Here is a 19,047-nt window from a genome sequence, read left to right as displayed (position 1 = left end):
ATGGGGTTCATGGTTGTCTTGAGTGAGCGCCCGTCGGGACACTGAGCGCTCAATGGTTCAGGGCCCTGATCATTCCCTCGCCCCCCCGAACTGCTCTATCAGGCGATCAGATCGGTGACATTAAGGGTATTGACACCCACCAGTTGGATTTCAAAATCCGCGCCCAGATCGCCATTGACGTTGCCGTACAGCACCTGATCGACGAAGCGCAGTTGTCCTGCTGCCGTGAAGTCATTCGAATTTACGAAGCTGAACGTGTCGGCAAACGAGGTCAAGAGATTGGCATCGAGTTTCGACAGATCCAACTTGTCGCCCTGTAGGCTGCTGAAGTCGGAAATGGTGTCACGGGTGGACCCCATGCCCAGCTCACCCAGCGTATTAAAGACAAAGCGGTCGCTTCCAGCTCCACCGGTGAGGCTGTCAATGCCCAGACCGCCGCTCAGTGTGTCATTGCCCCCCCAACCGCTCAGCACGTTGTTGCCGTCGTTGCCGATCAGCACGTTGTCCAGGGCGTTACCGCCGCCCTTGAGGTGAGCGCTGCCGGTCAGCGTGAGGTTCTCCAGATTGGCGCCCAGGCTCCATTTCAGTGAGGAGCGCACGGTATCGATTTCACCGGCCAGGGTGCTGGTTTCGCTGACGATATCCTTGAGGTTGTCGACCACATAAGTGTCGTTGCCGGTACCACCAACAAGCGTGTCGATACCGCTGCCGCCGTCCAACGTGTCGCTGCCCCCCCAACCGCTCAGCACGTTGTTGCCGTCGTTGCCGATCAGTACGTTGTTCAGGGCGTTACCGCCGCCATTGAGGTGAGCGCTGCCGGTCAGCGTGAGGTTCTCCAGGTTGGCGCCCAGGCTCCATTTCAGTGAGGAGCGCACGGTATCGATTTCACCGGCCAGGGTGCTGGTTTCGCTGACGATATCCTTGAGGTTGTCGACCACATAAGTGTCGTTGCCGGTACCACCAACAAGCGTGTCGATACCGCTACCGCCGTCCAACGTGTCGCTGCCCCCCCAACCGCTCAGCACGTTGTTGCCATCGTTGCCGATCAGCACGTTGTTCAGGGCGTTACCACCGCCATTGAGGTGAGCGCTGCCGGTCAACGTGAGGTTCTCCAGATTGGCGCCCAGGCTCCATTTCAGTGAGGAACGCACGGTATCGGTTTCGCCAGCCAGGGTGCTGGTTTCGCTGACAATATCCTTGAGGTCGTCGACCAAGTAGGTGTCATTCCCCGCGCCACCGATCAGTGTGTCCTGTCCGACTCCACCGTTCAGCACGTTGTTGGCGGCGTTACCAGTCAGCACATTGTTCAGGGCATTGCCAATGCCGTTAATAGGGGCGGAACCGGCCAGGATCAGGTTTTCCACGTTGGCGCCCAGCGTCCAGCTCACTGAAGAGCGCACGGTGTCGATTTCGCTGGCCAGGGCGCTGGTTTCGCTGACGACATCCTTGAGGTTGTCGACCACGTAAGTGTCATTGCCTGCACCACCAGTCAAGTTATCGATACCGCTGCCGCCATCCAGGGTATTGGCGCCGGCGTTACCGTCGATGCGATTGTTCAACGTGTTGCCCGTGCCGTTGATATTGGCGCTTGCGCCCAGCCTCAACGTCTCGATGTTGGCACCCAGGACGTAGCTGACGGACGAAATGACAGCATCGATTTCGCTGGCCAAGGTGCTGCTTTCCTGCACGCTGTCACCGATGTTATCGACGACGTAAGTGTCGTTGCCAGCCCCGCCGATCATCGTATCCTCGCCCGCGCGACCGTTCAGAACGTTGGCCAATGCATTGCCGATCAGTGTGTCGTCATTGGCCGAGCCGAATGCGTTTTCAATTTTGGCACCGTAGGCGATCGCCAATCCTTCGCTGAAGGCCGTTTGAGTGTCGAGCTCCAGAAACGATTGGCCGATCTTACTGAACTGGCCTTCATTCAGGTTGATGCGGACCGCTGCCAGCTGATTGCTCGCGTCGATCGTGTCAATACCACCCGCGTCCCAGATCGTCTCGAAAACCGATTGGCTGGGCTCCCAGCGATACGTGTTATTGCCAGTCTGCCATTGAGTGTTGGCCCCATAGAGACTTTGGATGGCGGCAATATCCAGCACCATGGGAGTGGTGGGCTCATAAGAATACGAGGTGTTGTAACTCATGATCGTATTGCGAACGTCATCGAACTGAGCTGCAAGCACCGTGGTGTTCGACAGACTTTGGGAGAACGGATGCTTGAGACCAAGTGCATGGCCGATCTCATGCATAAAAACCAGGTAGTCGTAAGTGCCCTTGTCCGGGGTTGGGTTGTTCGTCACTGGCCCGAGCCAGACATCACCGCCGCTGGGGGTATCGGCAGGGAAATAGCCCCAGGCTGCGGTGTCGCTCTCCATATTCAGATAGCCGCCGAACCGCAGGTCGCCTACGGTGGTGGTGGATTCACTGACCTGGGTGAATTTGATATTGGCAACCGAGCCCCACAGGTCGAGCGCACTGGTAATACCACTTTGCTGGGCTGACGTCAGGACGTAGCTGGCCTCATACTCATTGTCACTGCTGTAGTAGCGGGCAAAACGCGAAGTCTCAGTCATGAAACTGTACGTCAGGGGTGTGGTGAACGTACCGGTACTCCAGGTATTGCCCATCCAATAGGTACCAACCAGCAAGCTGTCGACTTGTGCATTGCCGGTCAGCGTTGCCGACGAAGTGTATGAATAACCAACCGGAGTGGGCATATGAAATCTCCTGTGAGCAATCTGCGGCCTTCCGAAATGCGGCCGCTACAATGGGTTATTTTGCATTAGAAACAGAAAAAGTGACATCATATAGCCACTAGCTTCAAGCTTGAATCCAACCAGCTATGGCGCAACCAACCACTCATTGGCCCGGCGAATATCCCCATCTCCCAATCTTCCGCTCCAGCGATGCAGCACCAGCAAGCTGGTCACGAACTTGTATTGGGACTGATAAAAATCACGCCGCGCACGAAACTCGTCCTTGATACTGTCCAGTACATCGACCGCATTCTTGACGCCATAGCCGAAGGCTTTTTCCGTGGCGACCCGAGACTTTTCAGCCGACTCCAGCGCACGCCGTGTAGCCTTGATCCGGCTGAGCTCGGCCGTCATGCCGAGATAAGCAGTGCGGGTTTCCTTGATGACCTGGCGACGCAAGGCTTCCAGCTCCTGCTGGGCGGCTTCCTTGTCACTTTCGGAACTCGATACCCGGGCACGGGTGGAACCGCCGCTGTAGAGCGGCATCTGTAAATCCAGGGAGGCAACGAGGTTGTCCGAGCGAGGCGTCACGGCGCCTTCATAGCCAATGTCACTGCGTTGCGCCGTCAAATTCAGGCCCAGCCGGGGAAGATGCCCTGCCTTGTTTTCAGCGATGGCCGCCTCGGCGGCGAGGACACTGTGCTCCCGGGCGTGCAGCGCCGGGTTGCTGTCGAGCGCCGTCTGCACCCAGTAGTCCTGCGCTTGCGCTGGCAGGATGAAGGCTGGATTGTCGCCGATGCGCTTGAACCGCTCGCTGACATCGCGCCCCAGCAGTTCGGAAATCGCTTCACGACTGGCCAGGACTTTGTTGCTGGCTTCGATCTCGTCAGCCTTGAGCGCATCCACTCGCGCCTCAAGGTCGAGTGTGTCGGTCACCATCGCCATCTGCCGCGCGTACAAGGCCTTGACTCGCTTGAGGTTACGCTCGGTCGCCTCCAGCTCGCTGCGCACCAGCGACAACTCGTCCTCCGCAGCAAGAACGGCGAAATAACGCTCGGACAAATCAATGCTGGCCTGCACCCGCGTATCGACCGACTCGTAGCCACTCTGCCGGGCCAACTCAAGGTACTTCTGGTAACTGCGCCAGACCTGGGGATCGTAGATCACCTGATTGAGCATCACGGCCATGCGTTTGCCGTTGTACTGGATACGGTCCAGGTCGTCGTCGCGCCGGCTGCGGTTGACACTGCCGCTGGCGTTGAGCTGTGGCAATAGTTGACCAAAGGCCGCGCGTTCCTTGCCCTCGCCGCTTCGAACCAGGGCTTGTGCCCGCAGGACACGCGGATCAGCACCCTGCGCTTCCTGGTGCAGTTGCCACAGGTCGATATACGTATCGTCAGCGAGCGCTCCCAGCGGCAGGAGGGCCAGGCACATCGTGATCAGGAACTTCATCTCAGTCCTCGATCAACGAACGGGCGAACACATTGCTCGCCGGCTGTATCAAGTATTGCAACAGCGTCCGCGCGCCCGTATTGACCAGCACTTCGACCGGCATTCCCGGCACCAGGGTAAGGTTGCCCAATGCCTGGCGCCCTTTGTCCGTCAAGGCCACGCGTGCCAGGTAATAAGCCGTGCCTGTGTCCTTGTTGATCAGACGGTCGGCGGAAATCTGCACCAGTTGCCCCTCGATGACAGGCGTGGTACTGCTCTTGAACGCGCTGAAGCGAATGTCCGCCAGCTTGCCCAACGCGATGCGGTCGATGTCCATCGGCGACACCTGCGCCTCGATGATCAGCTCTTCGTTGGCCGGAACGATATCCAGCAGCGCAGTGCCTGGGCTGACCACGGCGCCGAGGGTATGGACCGTCATGCCCATGACCATTCCGGATTCGGGCGCAAGAATATCGGTGCGCTGATCGCGGTCCTGCAGGGTGGCCAGTCGCTCGCGCAGTTCATACACTTTGGTCCGTGCATCGCCCAACAGGCCGGCGACTTCACTGGCGAAGGTCTTTTTCAACTGCAGTATCTTCAACCGCGCCTCGTCGATATGGACATGCGCTTGCGCTATCTCGGACTGGCTTTCAGCTATTTCGGTTTGCAGGCGAGAGAGGCTGCGCTCCTGCTCGCGCAGTCGCTGTTTGTCCACGTAGCCTTCGGCAAGCAGTGCCCGCAAATCGACTATTTCTTCTTGATAGGAAGCCGCCAGCGCTTGCTTGCTGGCGATGATGGCCTTGAATCCGCGAATCTGTTCTTCGATTTGTCCGATGGTCTTCTCTTGCAAGCCGATTTCGCCCAGCAACGAGGTCCGTCGGGTCTGGAAGATCCGGGCTTCACTGTCGCGGGCTTCTTGCACCCGTGGGTCCGCGGGATCCAGGGCAGGCACCGCCAGAGGCTCGGGCAATGCGTCACGCTCAGCCTCCAACCGGGCCTGCAATTGAAGCGCGGCAATCAACTGGCTGCGCGTCGTTTCCATTTCCGAACGGGCCTGGGTGTTGTCGAGCACCAGCAACACATCGCCGGTTTTGACCAGGTCACCATCATGCACGCGCAGTTCGCGCACGATGCCGCCCTCAAGGTGCTGCACCGTCTTGCGGTAGCTTTTGACCGTGACCACGCCCGGCGCGAGTGCCGAGCTGTCGAGCGGGGCCAACGCAGCCCAGCCACCGAACAGGCCGAAGGTGACCAGCAGCATGAGGTAGCCGACGCGCCTTACCGGCGTGTCATCGACAAGCAACGCGGTGGACGAGTGTTTGCTGTTTTGCATGAAATCGCTCATCCGCTTCCTACGGTTGAATCTCGGCAGCCTGGCGGGCCGCGGGCGTCGCATCGCGCAAGCGGGCCAGGACCTGGTCCCGCGGCCCGAACAGACTCAATTCGCCATGATTGAGCACCAACAATTTATCCACCTGCGCCAATACCCCAGGTCGATGGGTAATGACAAACACCGTGGCCCTGCTCTGCCTGAGCTTTTGCAGCGCCTCGGCGAGCATTTTTTCGCCGGCCTCATCCAGGTTGGAGTTGGGTTCATCGAGCACCACCAGGCGCGGCTCACCGTACAAGGCGCGCGCCAGGCCGATACGTTGCCGCTGACCGCCGGACAATCCACCGCCATTGGCGCCGATCACCGTGTCGTAGCCATCGGGCAATTGCAGCACCAGCTCATGCACACCCGCCATGCGCGCGGCAGCGACCACGGCAGGTGCGTTCACCGGGCCGAAGCGGGAAATGTTCTGGCTGATGGTGCCCTCGAACAACTCGATGTCCTGCGGCAGATAGCCAATGTACGGGCCCAACTCCTCCCTACGCCATTGGCTGATGTCCGCGCCATCCAGGCGTACGGTGCCAGCCAGGCTTGGCCAGACGCCGAGCAGTGCCCTGGCCAGGGTCGACTTTCCAGCGCCGCTGGGACCAATGATGCCCACTGCTTCACCCGCGGCGACCTGAAAGCCCACGCCGCGAATAATCGGCTTGCGAGCATCGGGGGATCCGGCCGAAAGGCCCTCGACGCGAATCGCCCCCTCAGGTGCCGGTAGCGACATGCGTTCAGGCTCGGCGACAATCTTGAGCAGCAATTCGTGCAGCCGGGCATATTGCGAGCGGGCCCCCAGAAAGCCTTTCCATACGCCGATCAACTGATCGATGGGCGCCAGTGCGCGCCCTAGCAAAATCGAGCCGGCAATCATCAGCCCGGACGAAATCTCGTGATTGATCGTCAGATAGGCGCCCAGGCCCAGCACCAGCGACTGGACGATCTGCCGGAATGTCCTGGACACCGATGTCATGGTTGCGGCGCGGTCACTGGCCAGGCCTTGCAGCGCAAGAACCTTGTGGGCTCGCCCGCTCCAGTGCTGGCGCAGGCTGGCAAGCATGCCCATGGACTGCACCACTTCGGCGTTGCGCAAGCTCTTGTTGGTGAGGGCGGTGGCCGCCACCTGTTCGCGGTTGGCAGCTTGCAGCGGTGAGTGGGTAAGCTTTTCGTTGGCAAAGGCCAGCGCGCCGAGCAACGCTGCACTCACGACCCCCATCCAGCCGTACCAGGGATGAAACATGAACATGACAGCCAGGTAGATCGGGATCCACGGCGCGTCAAAAAATGCAAACAGGCCGTTGCCAGTCAGGAACTGGCGCAAACCATTCAAGTCGCTCAAAGGCTGGGCCGTGGCATTCATGCCACTGGTATTGAGCGCCTGCTTGAAACTGGCGTCGAACAGACGCTGGCTCAGCAGCGTGTCCAGGCGAGTGCTGATCCGCACCATGATTCGCGAACGGACCCACTCCAAACCACCCAGGGTGATCATCAACAGCAACATGATCAGCGTCAGCATCAACAGCGTCGACAGGCTGGCGCTGCCTACCGCGCGGTCATACACCTGCAACATGTAGAACGAAGGAACCAGCATCAGCAAGTTGACGAAAAAACTGAAAAAACCAACGGCAAGAAAACTACCTTTGCAGACGGCAAGGGCGCCTTCCAGTTCGGTCCTGGCGTGGGCTGACATGGTTCATCACCTGAGGTCCGATTCTGGTCAAACCTGAAAAATCACAAGGGCACAGGCGCACGAACGCCTGGAATATCGTTCGGCGGGACACCACTGGAGCGCCCGCACAATCGGATCTACCGCGCTGTATCGGCGCGGTTTTGCAGTTCTTAAGGAAAAATCGAAATTGGCGTGACGGGTGATACGCCGCGCGGGATGGCCCTTCGCGGCGGGCGACACCAGATCAAATGCTCAAGCCTCAGCCTCCCAACGACGAAACAACACACTGGCATTGACGCCACCGAACCCGAACCCATTGGAAAGCGCATGGGTAATCGGCATCTTCCTGGCCTTCAGACCAACCAGATCAAGCCCAGCGGCGGCCTCGTCAGGATTAACCAGGTTCAGGGTCGGCGGCACAATCTGGTCACGCAGCGCCAATACCGTGAAAACGGCTTCAATGCCCCCGGCCGCGCCCAGCAGGTGGCCGGTAGCCGATTTAGTCGAGGTAATCGCCACCCCGGAGTCCGTGCCGAACACCGAACGAATCGCCGCCAGTTCCCCGCTGTCGCCGACCTGGGTAGAGGTCGCGTGGGCATTGATATGCTGCACGTCGGCCGGGCTGACAGCGGCCTGGCGCAGCGCCTGTTCCATTGCGCGGCGGGCGCCGTTGCCGTCTTCCGGGCCGGCCGTCAGGTGGTAGGCATCGGCGCTGGTGCCATAGCCGACCAGTTCCGCCAGGGGCTTGGCCCCACGCGCCAACGCGTGTTCCAGCGACTCGATCACCAACAACCCCGCGCCTTCGGCCATGACAAAACCGTCGCGATCACGGTCGAAGGGGCGCGACGCTTCCTGCGGGTGTTCGGCAAAACCGGTGGAGAGCGCCCTGGCCGCCGCGAAACAACCCAGGGTCACGCGATCGATCGCCGCCTCGGTACCGCCGCAAATAGCAATGTCCGCCTCCCCGCTCCGGATCAGCCGGGCTGCATCGCCGATGGCCTGGACGCCGGCGGCACAGGCGGTTACCGGTGCGCCGAGCGGGCCTTTGAGGCCATGCCGGATGGACACGTGGCCGGCCGCCATGTTGGCGAGAAACGCCGGCGCAGAGAACGGTGACAGCCGACGCGGCCCCCGCGAGTCGGTGGTGCGTACGGCATCGGCAATGGCGCCAAACCCACCCACGCCCGATGAAATGATCGTCGCGCTCCGCTCCTGGTCGACGGCTTCAGTCGGATGCCAGCCCGCCTGCTCCAGGGCCTCATGGGCGGCCACCAGCGCAAACTCGATGAAGCGATCCATTTTCTTGCGATCCTTGACCGGGATGACGCGTTCGGGGTCGTAACCCGCGCTGGCGTCTTCCTCCAACGACGGCACCTGGCCGCCCACGGCCACACCGGTACCCTCGGTGATATCGCCAGGCAGGATACGAATGCCGGAGCGGCCGGCCAGCAACCGCTGCCATACCTCTTCTACACCGCAGCCCAGGGGGCCGACAATGCCGACACCCGTGACGACGATTCGCTTTTGACCTTCGGGAGCACTCATAAGAACCTCTTCATTTTTCGGTGGACGCACACTGGCAGCCACGCGCGAACACTCGTTTATACCAGCCGTACTGTTTCCATGGGTGCAGGCTGGACAGGACGGATCTTGAACCAGATGGAATACATTGCCGGCAGGAACACCAGGGTCATGAGGGTGCCGACGAACGTACCGCCGATCAGCGTGTAGGCCAACGTCCCCCAGAACACCGAGTGCGTCAGGGGAATGAACGCCAGGATCGCCGCCAGCGCCGTCAACAGCACGGGGCGGGCCCGCTGTACGGTGGCTTCGATGACAGCATTGAACGGATCCAGCCCTTCTTGGGCGTTGTGATGGATCTGCCCGATCAGGATCAGCGTGTTGCGCATCAGGATGCCCGACAGTGCGATCAGGCCGACCAGGGCATTGATGCCGAACGGCTGTTGGAATATCAGCAGCATAGGCACCACGCCAATCAGTCCCAAGGGCGCGGTTAAGAACACCATGAGCATCGCCGAGATCGAACGCACCTGGACAATGATGATCAGCAGCGTCAGCGCCACCATGATCGGCAGCAGGGGCAGGATTGCTTGGTTGGCCTTGCCCGATTCCTCGATAGCCCCTGCCTGCTGGATCCGGTAGCCGTCAGGAAGCGTGTCGAGGATCGGCTGCAATAGCACGAGCATCGCGCTCGATACGTCTGGTGGCTGCAAGCCTTCGGCGATGTCGCCGCGCACAGTGATGGTCGGCGTACGATCACGCCGCCGAAGGATCGGATCCTCCATGCGTACATCCACCTCGCCGACCTGGGACAGCGGGATACGCTGCCCGGCGGCCCCTACCAGCGTAAAGCCTTCGATCCGGGCGGGGTCAAGACGGATGTCACCGGCGGCTCGACCAACGACCTGCACCGAACGGATGTCCTCACGAACCGCCGTGATCGGCACCCCGGCCAGCAGGAATTGCAGTTGCTCGGCGACGGCACTGGATGTCAGTCCGACCGCCTGCAGGCGATCCTGATCCAGGTTGAAATGCAGCGTCGGCACCAGCGGACCCCAATCGGTGTTGACCGTCCTCATCATCGGGCTGGCTTGCATGACGTCCTGTACGCGTGCGGCAATCTCCCGCAGTTTCGTCGGATCAGGCCCCATCACCCGGTAGGCCACCGGAAACGGTGAATACGGACCGAACACAATCTGGGTCGCCCTGACACGGGCCTCTGGGGCAAGCCCTGCGGCAACCGCTTCGCGAAGACGGAACTTGAGGGTTTCCCGTGCCTCCTGGCTGTCCGTCAGCACGACGATCTTGGCGAACGAAGGATCTGGGAGTTCTGGCGCCATTGCCAGGAAGAAACGCGGCGCGCCCTGTCCGATATAGGCGGTGACGATTTTCGCTTCCGCCTGTTTTTGCAGCCAGGCTTCGACCTTGGCCGTGGCGGCGCTGGTCTGCTCGATGGAAGTTCCATAGGGCATTTGCACCTCGACCATGACCTCGGGACGGTCTGAAGTCGGAAAGAACTGTTTTTTCACCAGCCCCATGCCCAGGACGGCCACGACAAACAGCGTGATCACCGTACCGGCCACCAGCCATTTGTGGCTGATGACCCGCGCCAGGACCTGGCGGAAGCGATTGTAGTGGCGGGTGTTGTAAATGGCGGCATGCCCGCCTTCGACCGGTTTGATGTCCGGCAACATTTTCATCCCCAGGTAAGGGGTAAAAGCTACCGCAACTACCCAGGAGGCGATCAGGGCGATGCCGACGATCCAGAACATGTTGCTGGTGTATTCACCAGCGGTCGATTGGGCAAACCCGTTGGGCATGAAGCCAATCGCCGTCACCAGCGTACCGGACAGCATCGGTGCAGCCGTGTGACTCCAGGCATAGGCCGAGGCTTTGATCCGGTCGTAGCCCTCCTCCATCTTCACCACCATCATTTCGATCGCGATGATGGCGTCGTCCACCAGCAGCCCGAGGGCCAGAATCAGCGAGCCCAGCGTGATGCGGTCAAAGTTCTTGCCGGTAGCCGCCATCACCACAAACACGATGGCCAGTGTCAACGGTACGGCCGCTGCGACCACAACGCCTACACGCCAGCCCATGCTGAGAAAGCACACGAGCATCACAACCAGTAGCGCGACAAAAAATTTGACCATGAACTCGCCGACGGCCGAATCGATGTTCACGGCTTGATCGGTCACCTTGGTCAGCGTCATGCCCAACGGCATGTCTTCATTGATCTTGCTCGTCTCGGCATCGAGCGCCTTGCCCAGATCGAGGCCGTTCCAACCCTCGCGCATGATCACGCCCAGCAACAACGCCTCTTCGCCATTGTTGCGCACCAGGAAGGTGGCCGGATCTTCGTAGCCACGTTCAACCGTCGCCACGTCCGAGAGCTTCAACGTGCGCCCCTGGATTGTCAGCGGCGTGTCGCGGATTTTCTCCAAGGTATCGAAGGCCCCCTCCACCCGCAGGAAAACCTGTGGCCCTTTGGTTTCGATGGAGCCGGCGGGCGTCAGTACGTTCTGGCTGTTCAGTGCGGCGAAGATGTCCTGGGGGGAGACCCCCAAGGTCGCCAGCCGGTCATGGGAAAAGGAAATGAAAATGCGCTCGGCCTGTTCGCCGATGATGTTGACCTTCTTCACCCCCGCCACATGCAACAGGCGCTGGCGCAACACCTCGGCATCGCGCACCAGCAGGCGCTGCGGCTCACCCTTGGCCTTGAGGGCAAACAGCGCAAACGTCACGTCCGAGTACTCGTCGTTGACCAGTGGCCCGATCACCCCCGCCGGCAACTTGGTGGCTTCGTCGTCGAGCTTCTTGCGCGCCTGGTAGAACTCTTCCTGCACCTGTGAAGGCGGCGTGCGGTCCAGCAGCGAAACCATGGTGAAAGCCAGGCCGGGACGAGTGTAGGTTTCCGAGCGGTCGTACCATTTCAACTCCTGCAGGCGTTTTTCCAGGGGCTCGGCGACCTGGTCCTGCATCTCCCGCGCCGTCGCCCCCGGCCATGCAGTAATGACGGTCAGTTGCTTGACCGTGAACGGCGGATCCTCCGCGCGGCCAAGCTTGAAGAACGCCAAGGTCCCGGCGACGGCGATCAGGAAAATCAGAAATACCGTGATGGCGCGCTCGCGCACGGCGAGCGCCGAAAGATTGAAGCTCATTGGCGGGTCCCCGCGATGTTCACATCGCCCGGTGCAAGCAGCCGGACGGGCTCGCCTTCACGCAACAGATGTGCACCCAGGGCGACAATCCGCTCACCGACGTTGAGACGGCCTGCAACGCGCGCCGCGTCGTCGCTCAAGCCCAAGACCTGGACGGGACGCCAAGTCACTTTTGCCGGCTCGCCGTCGATGACCCACACGCCAGTGCCATTGCCGGGGTCGTACAGCGCCGCAATCGGCACTTGCAGCACCGGCCCCTGGGCCACGCCCTCGGCGATACGCAGTGTGACGGTCGAGCCCAGCGGTGCATTAGCCAGGGCGCCCTCCAGGACATAGCGCGCTTCAAAGGTACGGGTCACCCGGTCAGCCGAATCGGAAAGCAGTCTGAGCCTGGCGGTGACCGCCCCGCTGGTGCTGCCATACAGCGTCGCCTGGGCGCTGGACCCGACGGCTGGTCGCAGGGTCTCGGGCAGTTGCACGACGGCTTCGCGCTGCCCGGCTCGCGCCAGTCGGACCACCGGTTGACCCGGACTGACGACTTGCCCCGGCTCGGCGAGCGTTTCCATCACCACACCATCGGCGTCGGCGAGGAGCACTGCATAGCCGGACGCATTGCGGGCCACGTCGGCTTGCGCCTCGGCGGCGCTGAGCTGCGCCTTCGCGGTATCGGCGGCGGCTTTGATCTGGTCATAGCCCGACGCCGAAATCGCCCCGGCGGCCACCAGTTCGCGATATCGAGCTTCATCGTCCGCGGTCTGCTTGGCCCGGGCGCGCGCGGCCGTGACAGCCTCTTGCTGGGCTCGCGCCTGCAAGCCCAGGTCGATGGGGTCCAGACGCATCAGCGGCTGGCCTTTCTTGACCGCCTGACCGGCATCCACCAACCGCTCCAGGACCTTGCCTGACACACGAAAACCCAGGTCGCTCTGGACGCGGGCCGCCACGACGCCAGTGAAAGAGCGAGCGCCGACGGAGGAACCCTGCACCTGCGCAACCCTCACCAGAGGAGCAAGCGTGCGCGGATCGGTGGCAGTGGATGAGTCGCCGCACGCCGTGAGGACAAGAGGCAACAAGCAAGCGGCAAGGGTGACAGGTCGGAGCCGGAGCATAGGTTCCCTTTACTGGACAGAGGATGGGGAAATCATTCTTGCGCTCGTGACCAATACTGTCAATGGTCACATTCCAGCAGGAAATTTCTAAACGCCAATTTTTTATGGAAGATCAGTAAATATTGAGCCTTAGATCCAAAAACCCCCTTCCATCACCAATTGACAGATTGTGACCATAATATAATATGGTCACCAATGTCGCCCCCAAGGAAACTCCAATGCCACCCCTGCGCCCCCTTGCTTTTTTAGTAAGCGCCAGCCTGATGACCGGCTGCGCGGTCGGTCCGGACTATCAGCGTCCCAACGCTGTCCTGTCGGATCGTTTCCTGGGCCAGCCTTCTGTCGAGCAAAGGAGCGGTACAACACAGGCCAGCCTCACCACCTGGTGGGAGGGGTTTGGCGACCCGGTGCTGAGCGACTTTATCGCCAAAGCCCTGGAACAGAACCTTGACCTCGCCCAGGCGTCGGCGCGCGTTGCTCAGGCGCGGGCCGGCCTTGGTGCAGCCAACGCCGCCTTGTTGCCCTCGGGAAATATCAGTGGCCAGGCCGCACGCGCCTATCAATCTGTCGAGACGCCGCAGGGCCAATTGCTCAACTCGAACCCTGGTTTTGATCGGTACGGGAACAGCTACGAGCTGGACCTCGGCGCGAGCTGGGAACTGGATGTCTTTGGCGGCCTGCGACGCGGACGCGAAGCTGCATTGGCCGAATACCAGGCCTCCGAGGCCGGAGCCGCGGCGACAAGGCTGGCCGTGGCCGCGCAGACCGCTGACATCTACATCACCCTGCGCGGCTTGCAAGCGCGGCTGGATATTGCGAACCACCAGGTCAAGACCCAGCAGGACCTGCTGGAAAAAGTCCAGTTGCTCTACAGCAAAGGGCTCGCCGCCAGCTATCAGGTCCGCCAGACCGAAGGCGCGCTTGCCCAGGTCCAGGCAACGGTACCGGTCCTGCAAACCGGGCTGGACGCCGCCATGAATGCGCTGGATGTCATGCTCGGCACGCCGCCAGGCACTCACCGCCCGCAACTGACCGAGACGGGTAGCATCCCCCTGCCCCCACAAATCAGCGAGATGGGTACGCCGGCTGATCTACTGCGCCGCCGGCCAGACCTCATCGTCGCCGAGCGCCGTCTCGCCGCCTCCAATGCCCGTATCGGCGAAGCCGTCGCTGAGTACTATCCGAAATTTTCCCTCAGCGCGTTGCTCGGCAGCGCCACTGCGGTCTCTGCCGGGCACCTTTTCTCCGGCGGCGCCAGCCAGGCGTCGGGCGCGCTGGGACTGCGCTGGAGGCTGTTCGATTTTGGCCGGATCAACGCCCAGATCGACCAGGCCAAGGGACAGGAAGCCGAAGCGCTGGCTGCTTATCGCCAGTCCGCGTTGCGCGCCACCGAGGATGTCGAGAATGCCTTCTCCGCCTTGGTCAACCGAGAAGCCCAGGCCACGACACTCACCGTAGGCGAAGCGTCATTGAGCGAGGCGCGTCGATCATCCTTTATTGCCTATCAGAAAGGCACGGCCAGCCTGATCGATGTGCTCAACGCCGACCAGACACTGCTCCAGGCATCCGATGCCCGGGCACAAGCCCGGACGGAATCGGCACGGGCGGCGGTCGCAGCATTCAGAGCCCTCGGTGGCGGCTGGCAAGCGCCACAGCCACCGCAGCCGGTAGCGAGCCGATGATCAGGCAATCACCACTATTTTCAATCTTTACAACCGGAGTCCAGCCACATGAAAACCAACGAGAATTCCTGGGTGCTCATCACGGGCGCTTCAAGCGGCTTTGGCGAGGAGTTCGCCCGGCAATACGCAGCACAGGGAAAATCCCTCGTTCTGGTAGCCCGCAGGCTGGACAAACTGGAAGCGCTGTCAAAAGAACTGCGCGAGCGTTTCGGCACCGAGGTGATCACCGAACAAGTCGACCTGTCGTCGATTCCGGCAGTCATCGACCTGCACAAGCGACTGGTTCAACAGGGTATTGCAGTCGATGTGCTCATCAACAACGCCGGCCATGGATTGCAGGGCCCGTTCCTGGACCACGCCATTGACCAATCCCTGGCAATGATCGATCTGGACATCGCCAGCCTGACCACCATGACTCGCCTCTTTGCCCAGGACATGCGCATCCGCCGCCGCGGCCACATCTTGCAGGTCGCCAGCTTGCTTTCCTATCAAGGCGTGAAAAATTTCGCGGTCTATTCAGCGGCCAAGGCCTACGTGCTTCGCTTCTCCGAGGCGCTGCACCAGGAACTCAAGGGCGACGGTGTCGTCGTGACCGCGCTGTGCCCAGGCATGTCGGATACCGGGTTTGCGCAGAGTGCCAACCAGACCCTCACGCCAGCGCTGAAAATGGTGATGATGCAACCCCAACCAGTGGTTCGCGCAGGCATCCGCGCGCTGCAAGCCGGGCGCATGAGTGTGGTGCCCGGCTTCGGCAACAAGGCACTCGCGGTGTTGATCTGGGCCACGCCACGCCGATTTCACCAGCGTCTCATGGCGAATGTCATGGGGGTATGAATGCGATGCGGCGAAGGACCGGGAGCTGCAAGGGCTCCCGGCACACGCCCTATTGCGCTAGAAACGATAGCTGACTGAAGTACCAAAACCGCTGGCACTGTTCCGGTATTTGGAACTGTATGCGCCACGGGTCGACGAGGTTTCGTTGATGCGCACGCTCTCTTCCTGCAAGTAGGAGTAAGCCACGTCGATCGTCACCTCTTCCACAGGCGTCCAGCCGGCACCGAAGCTGAGCACCGTGCGGTCGCCGGTTGGTATCCGAGGCCCACGGTTGGTGTTGTTGGCGGGCGACTGGTCGACCGACAAGCCCGCGCGCAGGACCCATTGATCGTTGAGTTTATACGCGGCACCGATGGCATGGGCCCAAGTGTCATGCCAGTTCTGTTCTTCGCTGACGGTGCCCAGCGTGCCGCTCAGCAGCGCAGGCAAGCCGGAGTTCTCGATGGTCAGCTCCTTGAAGCGGCTCCAGCGCGTCCAGGTACTTCCCAGGTACATCGTCCAGTCGTCATTGAGCTGATGAGTGAGCGAGATGTCCACTGACTCCGGAGTATCCACGTCCAACGACGCGTCATAGCTGCGGCCACTTACCCCCAACACACTGAAAATGCCACCCGTGAGCTTGGACTTGGCATCCAGGTGGTAACTGACCTTGGAGTGGTAAGTCAGCCCCAGGCGAGTCTGGTCCGTCGCCTGCACCAGGATGCCGGCGTTGAAGCCGAGCGCCGTATCGTCGCCGTTGCTTTTCAGCTTCCCATCGTTGCTGCCGGGACTGAGGGGATTGGGCACCATCCCGGAGATCTCACCGCTGATCCGGTTGATGGTCGGACCAAACCCGATCGACACCTTGTCGTTGAAGGCATAGCTGACGGTAGGCTGGAAAGTCAGCGTCGTCACTTCGCTTTTATTGCCGTAATAACGCCCGGCAAAGTCGCTGCCATAATCGGTGATCAAACCAAATGGCACATAAAAACCAACGCCGACAGCCCAATGCTCATCCACCGGCTTGACGTAGTAACCCATCGGCACCGTGGTGGTCGGCACCATGTCACCGTCCTCTCGGCCACCGAAAGTGCTGCGGGTCTGGCTGATATCGCTCTGGGTAAACAGTGTCGCAGCGCCCAGGCTGACCTGCTCTTTCTTCAAGCGAGACATGCCCGCCGGGTTGCCGAAGACAGTACTGGCATCTTCAGCGGAAGAGGACCGCCCGGCAAAACCCGCGCCCATCCCACTGATACTTTGTTCGTTCAGCGCGAAGCCGCTGGCAAACACTTGGGACGTTGCAAGCGCAACGGCGAGACTCATGGGGGTCTTGAGCAAGATTCTTTTCATTATTAGGACTCTAGGAACAATTGCTGGGGGATGGAACGGTTTGTTTTTCTATTAGGTAAAAATCGCCACGGTCTGGCGCGCCCAAAGCACTCGCCGACCGCTTTCGTCCCAGATTTCCATATCTTGCAAGGAGTAACCCTCCGAGGCCTGCTGGCTGAAGGCGCTGATGAGAAACCATTCGCCGGCCACGGCGGGCTGCGGCAGATCGATTGTCCAGGAAGCCGAGCTGATGGCTGCCGGCTCTGTGAAGCAGGTCATCGCGGCGGGCGGCAGACTGTCAGCGAGGGCGATCAAAGCCACCGCCGGGTCTACCCCCTGGGCATCCAGGTGACGAACCCACATCAGCAACTCGGGATCTGTAGCCCCGGACACCGGCAATGACCCACCCGCAGGGCGCATTTCGAAGTTGAAGGCGCAGGCAGGCGCAATGGTGTTGTCCAGCGCCAGCGTGGCGTACCGCGACGCCTGCTCCACCAACGGGCATCCCCATGCCTCATGGGTAATCCTGCTGGCGCGTGGCTGAGCGAACAGCAAGGTCGTGCGCAACGCCAGCTCATCGCCCGACTTGCAGTCGACAGACACCGAAGTCACGGATCGCCCTTCGCGCAACACGCTTGTATCGAATGTCTGGGCTTGCGTGACCGGACCTATGAATGAAACCTGCGCAGACTTGAACGGAGGAAAGCCCTGTGGGCGCTCGCGCAGAACCGTTTCCAACGACAACGCCGCCGAAAGACCACCGAAGATCGTCCGGCCCTGCTGCCAATTGGCTGGAGCAACGAACGGCACGCTCGGATCAAACTGCGCCAGCACCTGAGCAAAACTGGTCATTTAGACGCCCTCCGACGGCCTGAACGTGAACCCGCAGAAGCATCGCAAGAAGGATCACTTGAAAGTCGATGCCATACTTATTCACGTGACCATTATTGTCAATAGTCACTAAACAGGCAAAAAGAGACCGCTCGGTCAGGTACAATCCGAAGGCAAGGAAGTCGTTTCTGAATCGGGACGGCCGCTCGTCGCAGCCGTCCCTCAGGGCATCAGGCTACGCAGGATGAGGTTGGCGGTCAGCGTCGGCGCCACCTCGACATGATCGAGGCTGTACTGCAGCAATAGAGGATTGACGAAAGGCCGAAGGGTCAGGTGTATCGCTTCGACGGTTTCATCCAACGGCGTCTTGCGTTCGAACTCACCGCTTTCGCGCCCTTCCCGTACGACCTGCACCACGAATTGCTTGATCCGTGCGTCATACACCAGGGAGCTGGGCCAGCGCTCCGACGCGGAGAATGCGGCAATGTCGTAGAGCTTGCGATCATTGAAGAACAGGTCGATCCCCGTGGTAATCAGGGTCTTGACCAGGCGGCGAAAGCGCTCGGTCGAAGAGAGCCCTTCCTCGCTGATGGCCTCCTCCACGGCCGCAACGATCTTCGCAAGACAACCGGAGCAAATGGCTTCGCCAATCGCCTGCTTGGAATCGAAGAACTTGTAGATGTACGCCTTGGAAAAGCCGATGGCCTTGGCCAGGTCAGACACGGTGGTCTTGGCGTAGCCGTATTGACTGAAATGCTCGTTGGCCGCCGCGACAATCTGGTCGCGAATGTCATGATCGGCTGGGCCGCGAGTGCTGGGCGAAGGTGATGTTGGCTGATTCATGGGAGCAGCTTACGCATCCCTGCGAGGGATGACAACTTGTGACCACCTATGAATACAGTCACAAAACAGCCGTCCGTCCGTTACACGCACCTTGCTCCCTCGTCACGAGGGCTCCGATTTGTCCGTGTCATTTGGCAAAAAGCTGACTCATATCCTTGAATGCCTTGAATTCAAGGGCATTGCCACAAGGATCGAACAGGAACATCGTGGCTTGCTCGCCAACCTGCCCTTTGAAGCGGACGTAGGGTTCAATCACAAACTCCGTGCCGAAAGATCTCAATCGTTCAGCCAGTGCCTCCCACGCCTCCCAAGCCAAAACAACACCAAAGTGCGGGACCGGCACATCATGCCCGTCCACCGGATTGCTCTGGGCGCTTTCCTGGAAAGCGGTCTTGGGTTGCTCATGAATCACCAGTTGGTGACCGTAGAAATTGAAGTCGACCCACTGACTGCTGGAACGGCCTTCTTCCAGGCCAAACACTTCACGGTAGAACGTACGGGCGGCGGCAAGATCGTAGACCGGAATCGCCAGGTGGAACGGAGAAAGGCTCATCGAGAATCCTCTTAACGTGTGAGGTTGGGCC

Annotated in this window: 13 protein-coding genes; 2 read left to right on the top strand and 11 right to left on the bottom strand. The window is 60.7% G+C overall.

Translation table 11 applies throughout. The features are described from left to right. Nucleotides 1-98 precede the first annotated feature (98 nt). The 7 genes from TK06_RS04145 to TK06_RS04115 all read right to left on the bottom strand — a co-directional run bounded on the left by TK06_RS04145 (nt 99) and on the right by TK06_RS04115 (nt 12,965). Nucleotides 99-2,720, bottom strand: a complete 2,622-nt coding sequence (locus tag TK06_RS04145; RefSeq protein WP_063320954.1) for a M10 family metallopeptidase — start codon at nt 2,718-2,720, stop codon at nt 99-101. A 123-nt stretch (nt 2,721-2,843) separates the two neighbouring features. Continuing rightward, on the bottom strand, nt 2,844-4,151 hold the full coding sequence (locus TK06_RS04140; protein ID WP_063320953.1) for a TolC family protein: 1,308 nt from the start codon (nt 4,149-4,151) through the stop codon (nt 2,844-2,846). A gap of 1 nt (nt 4,152) precedes the next feature. Beyond that, nucleotides 4,153-5,463: an HlyD family type I secretion periplasmic adaptor subunit gene (locus TK06_RS04135; RefSeq protein ID WP_238992582.1), complete on the bottom strand. Its 1,311-nt coding sequence runs from the start codon at nt 5,461-5,463 to the stop codon at nt 4,153-4,155. A gap of 19 nt (nt 5,464-5,482) precedes the next feature. After that, a complete protein-coding gene (locus TK06_RS04130; protein ID WP_063320951.1) occupies nt 5,483-7,198 on the bottom strand; it encodes a type I secretion system permease/ATPase in 1,716 nt (571 codons plus the stop codon). A gap of 231 nt (nt 7,199-7,429) precedes the next feature. Continuing rightward, nucleotides 7,430-8,722: a beta-ketoacyl-ACP synthase II gene (gene fabF / locus TK06_RS04125; protein WP_063320950.1), complete on the bottom strand. Its 1,293-nt coding sequence runs from the start codon at nt 8,720-8,722 to the stop codon at nt 7,430-7,432. Between the two features lie 56 nt (nt 8,723-8,778). After that, the gene (locus TK06_RS04120) at nt 8,779-11,859 is read right to left on the bottom strand and encodes an efflux RND transporter permease subunit (protein ID WP_063320949.1); all 3,081 of its coding nucleotides are present in this window, start codon (nt 11,857-11,859) and stop codon (nt 8,779-8,781) included. Beyond that, nucleotides 11,856-12,965, bottom strand: a complete 1,110-nt coding sequence (locus TK06_RS04115) for an efflux RND transporter periplasmic adaptor subunit (protein WP_063320948.1) — start codon at nt 12,963-12,965, stop codon at nt 11,856-11,858. Before TK06_RS04115 ends, TK06_RS04120 begins: the two co-directional genes overlap by 4 nt. Before the next feature lie 218 nt (nt 12,966-13,183). Here TK06_RS04115 and TK06_RS04110 point away from each other — a divergent pair, with 218 nt between their 5' ends. After that, entirely contained in the window at nt 13,184-14,647 is a 1,464-nt protein-coding gene (locus TK06_RS04110; RefSeq protein WP_063320947.1) for an efflux transporter outer membrane subunit, read from the top strand. A 48-nt stretch (nt 14,648-14,695) separates the two neighbouring features. Then, nucleotides 14,696-15,481, top strand: a complete 786-nt coding sequence (locus TK06_RS04105; protein ID WP_063320946.1) for an SDR family NAD(P)-dependent oxidoreductase — start codon at nt 14,696-14,698, stop codon at nt 15,479-15,481. Nucleotides 15,482-15,538: 57 nt separating this feature from the next. Here the strand turns inward: TK06_RS04105 and TK06_RS04100 are convergent, their stop codons facing one another. The 4 genes from TK06_RS04100 to TK06_RS04085 all read right to left on the bottom strand — a co-directional run bounded on the left by TK06_RS04100 (nt 15,539) and on the right by TK06_RS04085 (nt 19,016). Next, nucleotides 15,539-16,810 carry an OmpP1/FadL family transporter gene (locus tag TK06_RS04100; RefSeq protein WP_063320945.1) on the bottom strand — a complete coding sequence of 424 codons (1,272 nt, stop codon included), beginning with the start codon at nt 16,808-16,810 and terminating at the stop codon, nt 15,539-15,541. Nucleotides 16,811-16,861: 51 nt separating this feature from the next. Continuing rightward, nucleotides 16,862-17,641, bottom strand: a complete 780-nt coding sequence (locus tag TK06_RS04095) for a thioesterase family protein (protein ID WP_063320944.1) — start codon at nt 17,639-17,641, stop codon at nt 16,862-16,864. 201 nt (nt 17,642-17,842) lie between these two features. Beyond that, nucleotides 17,843-18,463: a TetR/AcrR family transcriptional regulator gene (locus tag TK06_RS04090; RefSeq protein WP_063320943.1), complete on the bottom strand. Its 621-nt coding sequence runs from the start codon at nt 18,461-18,463 to the stop codon at nt 17,843-17,845. A gap of 127 nt (nt 18,464-18,590) precedes the next feature. Next, a complete protein-coding gene (locus TK06_RS04085) occupies nt 18,591-19,016 on the bottom strand; it encodes a VOC family protein (protein ID WP_063320942.1) in 426 nt (141 codons plus the stop codon). Between the last annotated feature and the right edge of the window lie 31 nt (nt 19,017-19,047).

It is taken from the genome of Pseudomonas fluorescens (assembly GCF_001623525.1).
Lineage (GTDB): Bacteria > Pseudomonadota > Gammaproteobacteria > Pseudomonadales > Pseudomonadaceae > Aquipseudomonas > Aquipseudomonas fluorescens_Q.
Note: the sequence above shows the minus strand (reverse complement) of the source record. Positions and strands in the feature narration are given on the sequence as shown.

What these genes read in the sequence shown, in the direction of transcription:
- TK06_RS04145 (WP_063320954.1), bottom strand. Translation starts at nt 2,720, where the DNA reads ATGCCCACTCCGGTTGGTTATTCATACACTTCGTCGGCAACGCTGACC.
- TK06_RS04140 (WP_063320953.1), bottom strand. Translation starts at nt 4,151, where the DNA reads ATGAAGTTCCTGATCACGATGTGCCTGGCCCTCCTGCCGCTGGGAGCG.
- TK06_RS04135 (WP_238992582.1), bottom strand. Translation starts at nt 5,463, where the DNA reads ATGCAAAACAGCAAACACTCGTCCACCGCGTTGCTTGTCGATGACACG.
- TK06_RS04130 (WP_063320951.1), bottom strand. Translation starts at nt 7,198, where the DNA reads ATGTCAGCCCACGCCAGGACCGAACTGGAAGGCGCCCTTGCCGTCTGC.
- fabF (WP_063320950.1), bottom strand. Translation starts at nt 8,722, where the DNA reads ATGAGTGCTCCCGAAGGTCAAAAGCGAATCGTCGTCACGGGTGTCGGC.
- TK06_RS04120 (WP_063320949.1), bottom strand. Translation starts at nt 11,859, where the DNA reads ATGAGCTTCAATCTTTCGGCGCTCGCCGTGCGCGAGCGCGCCATCACG.
- TK06_RS04115 (WP_063320948.1), bottom strand. Translation starts at nt 12,965, where the DNA reads ATGCTCCGGCTCCGACCTGTCACCCTTGCCGCTTGCTTGTTGCCTCTT.
- TK06_RS04110 (WP_063320947.1), top strand. Translation starts at nt 13,184, where the DNA reads ATGCCACCCCTGCGCCCCCTTGCTTTTTTAGTAAGCGCCAGCCTGATG.
- TK06_RS04105 (WP_063320946.1), top strand. Translation starts at nt 14,696, where the DNA reads ATGAAAACCAACGAGAATTCCTGGGTGCTCATCACGGGCGCTTCAAGC.
- TK06_RS04100 (WP_063320945.1), bottom strand. Translation starts at nt 16,810, where the DNA reads ATGAAAAGAATCTTGCTCAAGACCCCCATGAGTCTCGCCGTTGCGCTT.
- TK06_RS04095 (WP_063320944.1), bottom strand. Translation starts at nt 17,641, where the DNA reads ATGACCAGTTTTGCTCAGGTGCTGGCGCAGTTTGATCCGAGCGTGCCG.
- TK06_RS04090 (WP_063320943.1), bottom strand. Translation starts at nt 18,463, where the DNA reads ATGAATCAGCCAACATCACCTTCGCCCAGCACTCGCGGCCCAGCCGAT.
- TK06_RS04085 (WP_063320942.1), bottom strand. Translation starts at nt 19,016, where the DNA reads ATGAGCCTTTCTCCGTTCCACCTGGCGATTCCGGTCTACGATCTTGCC.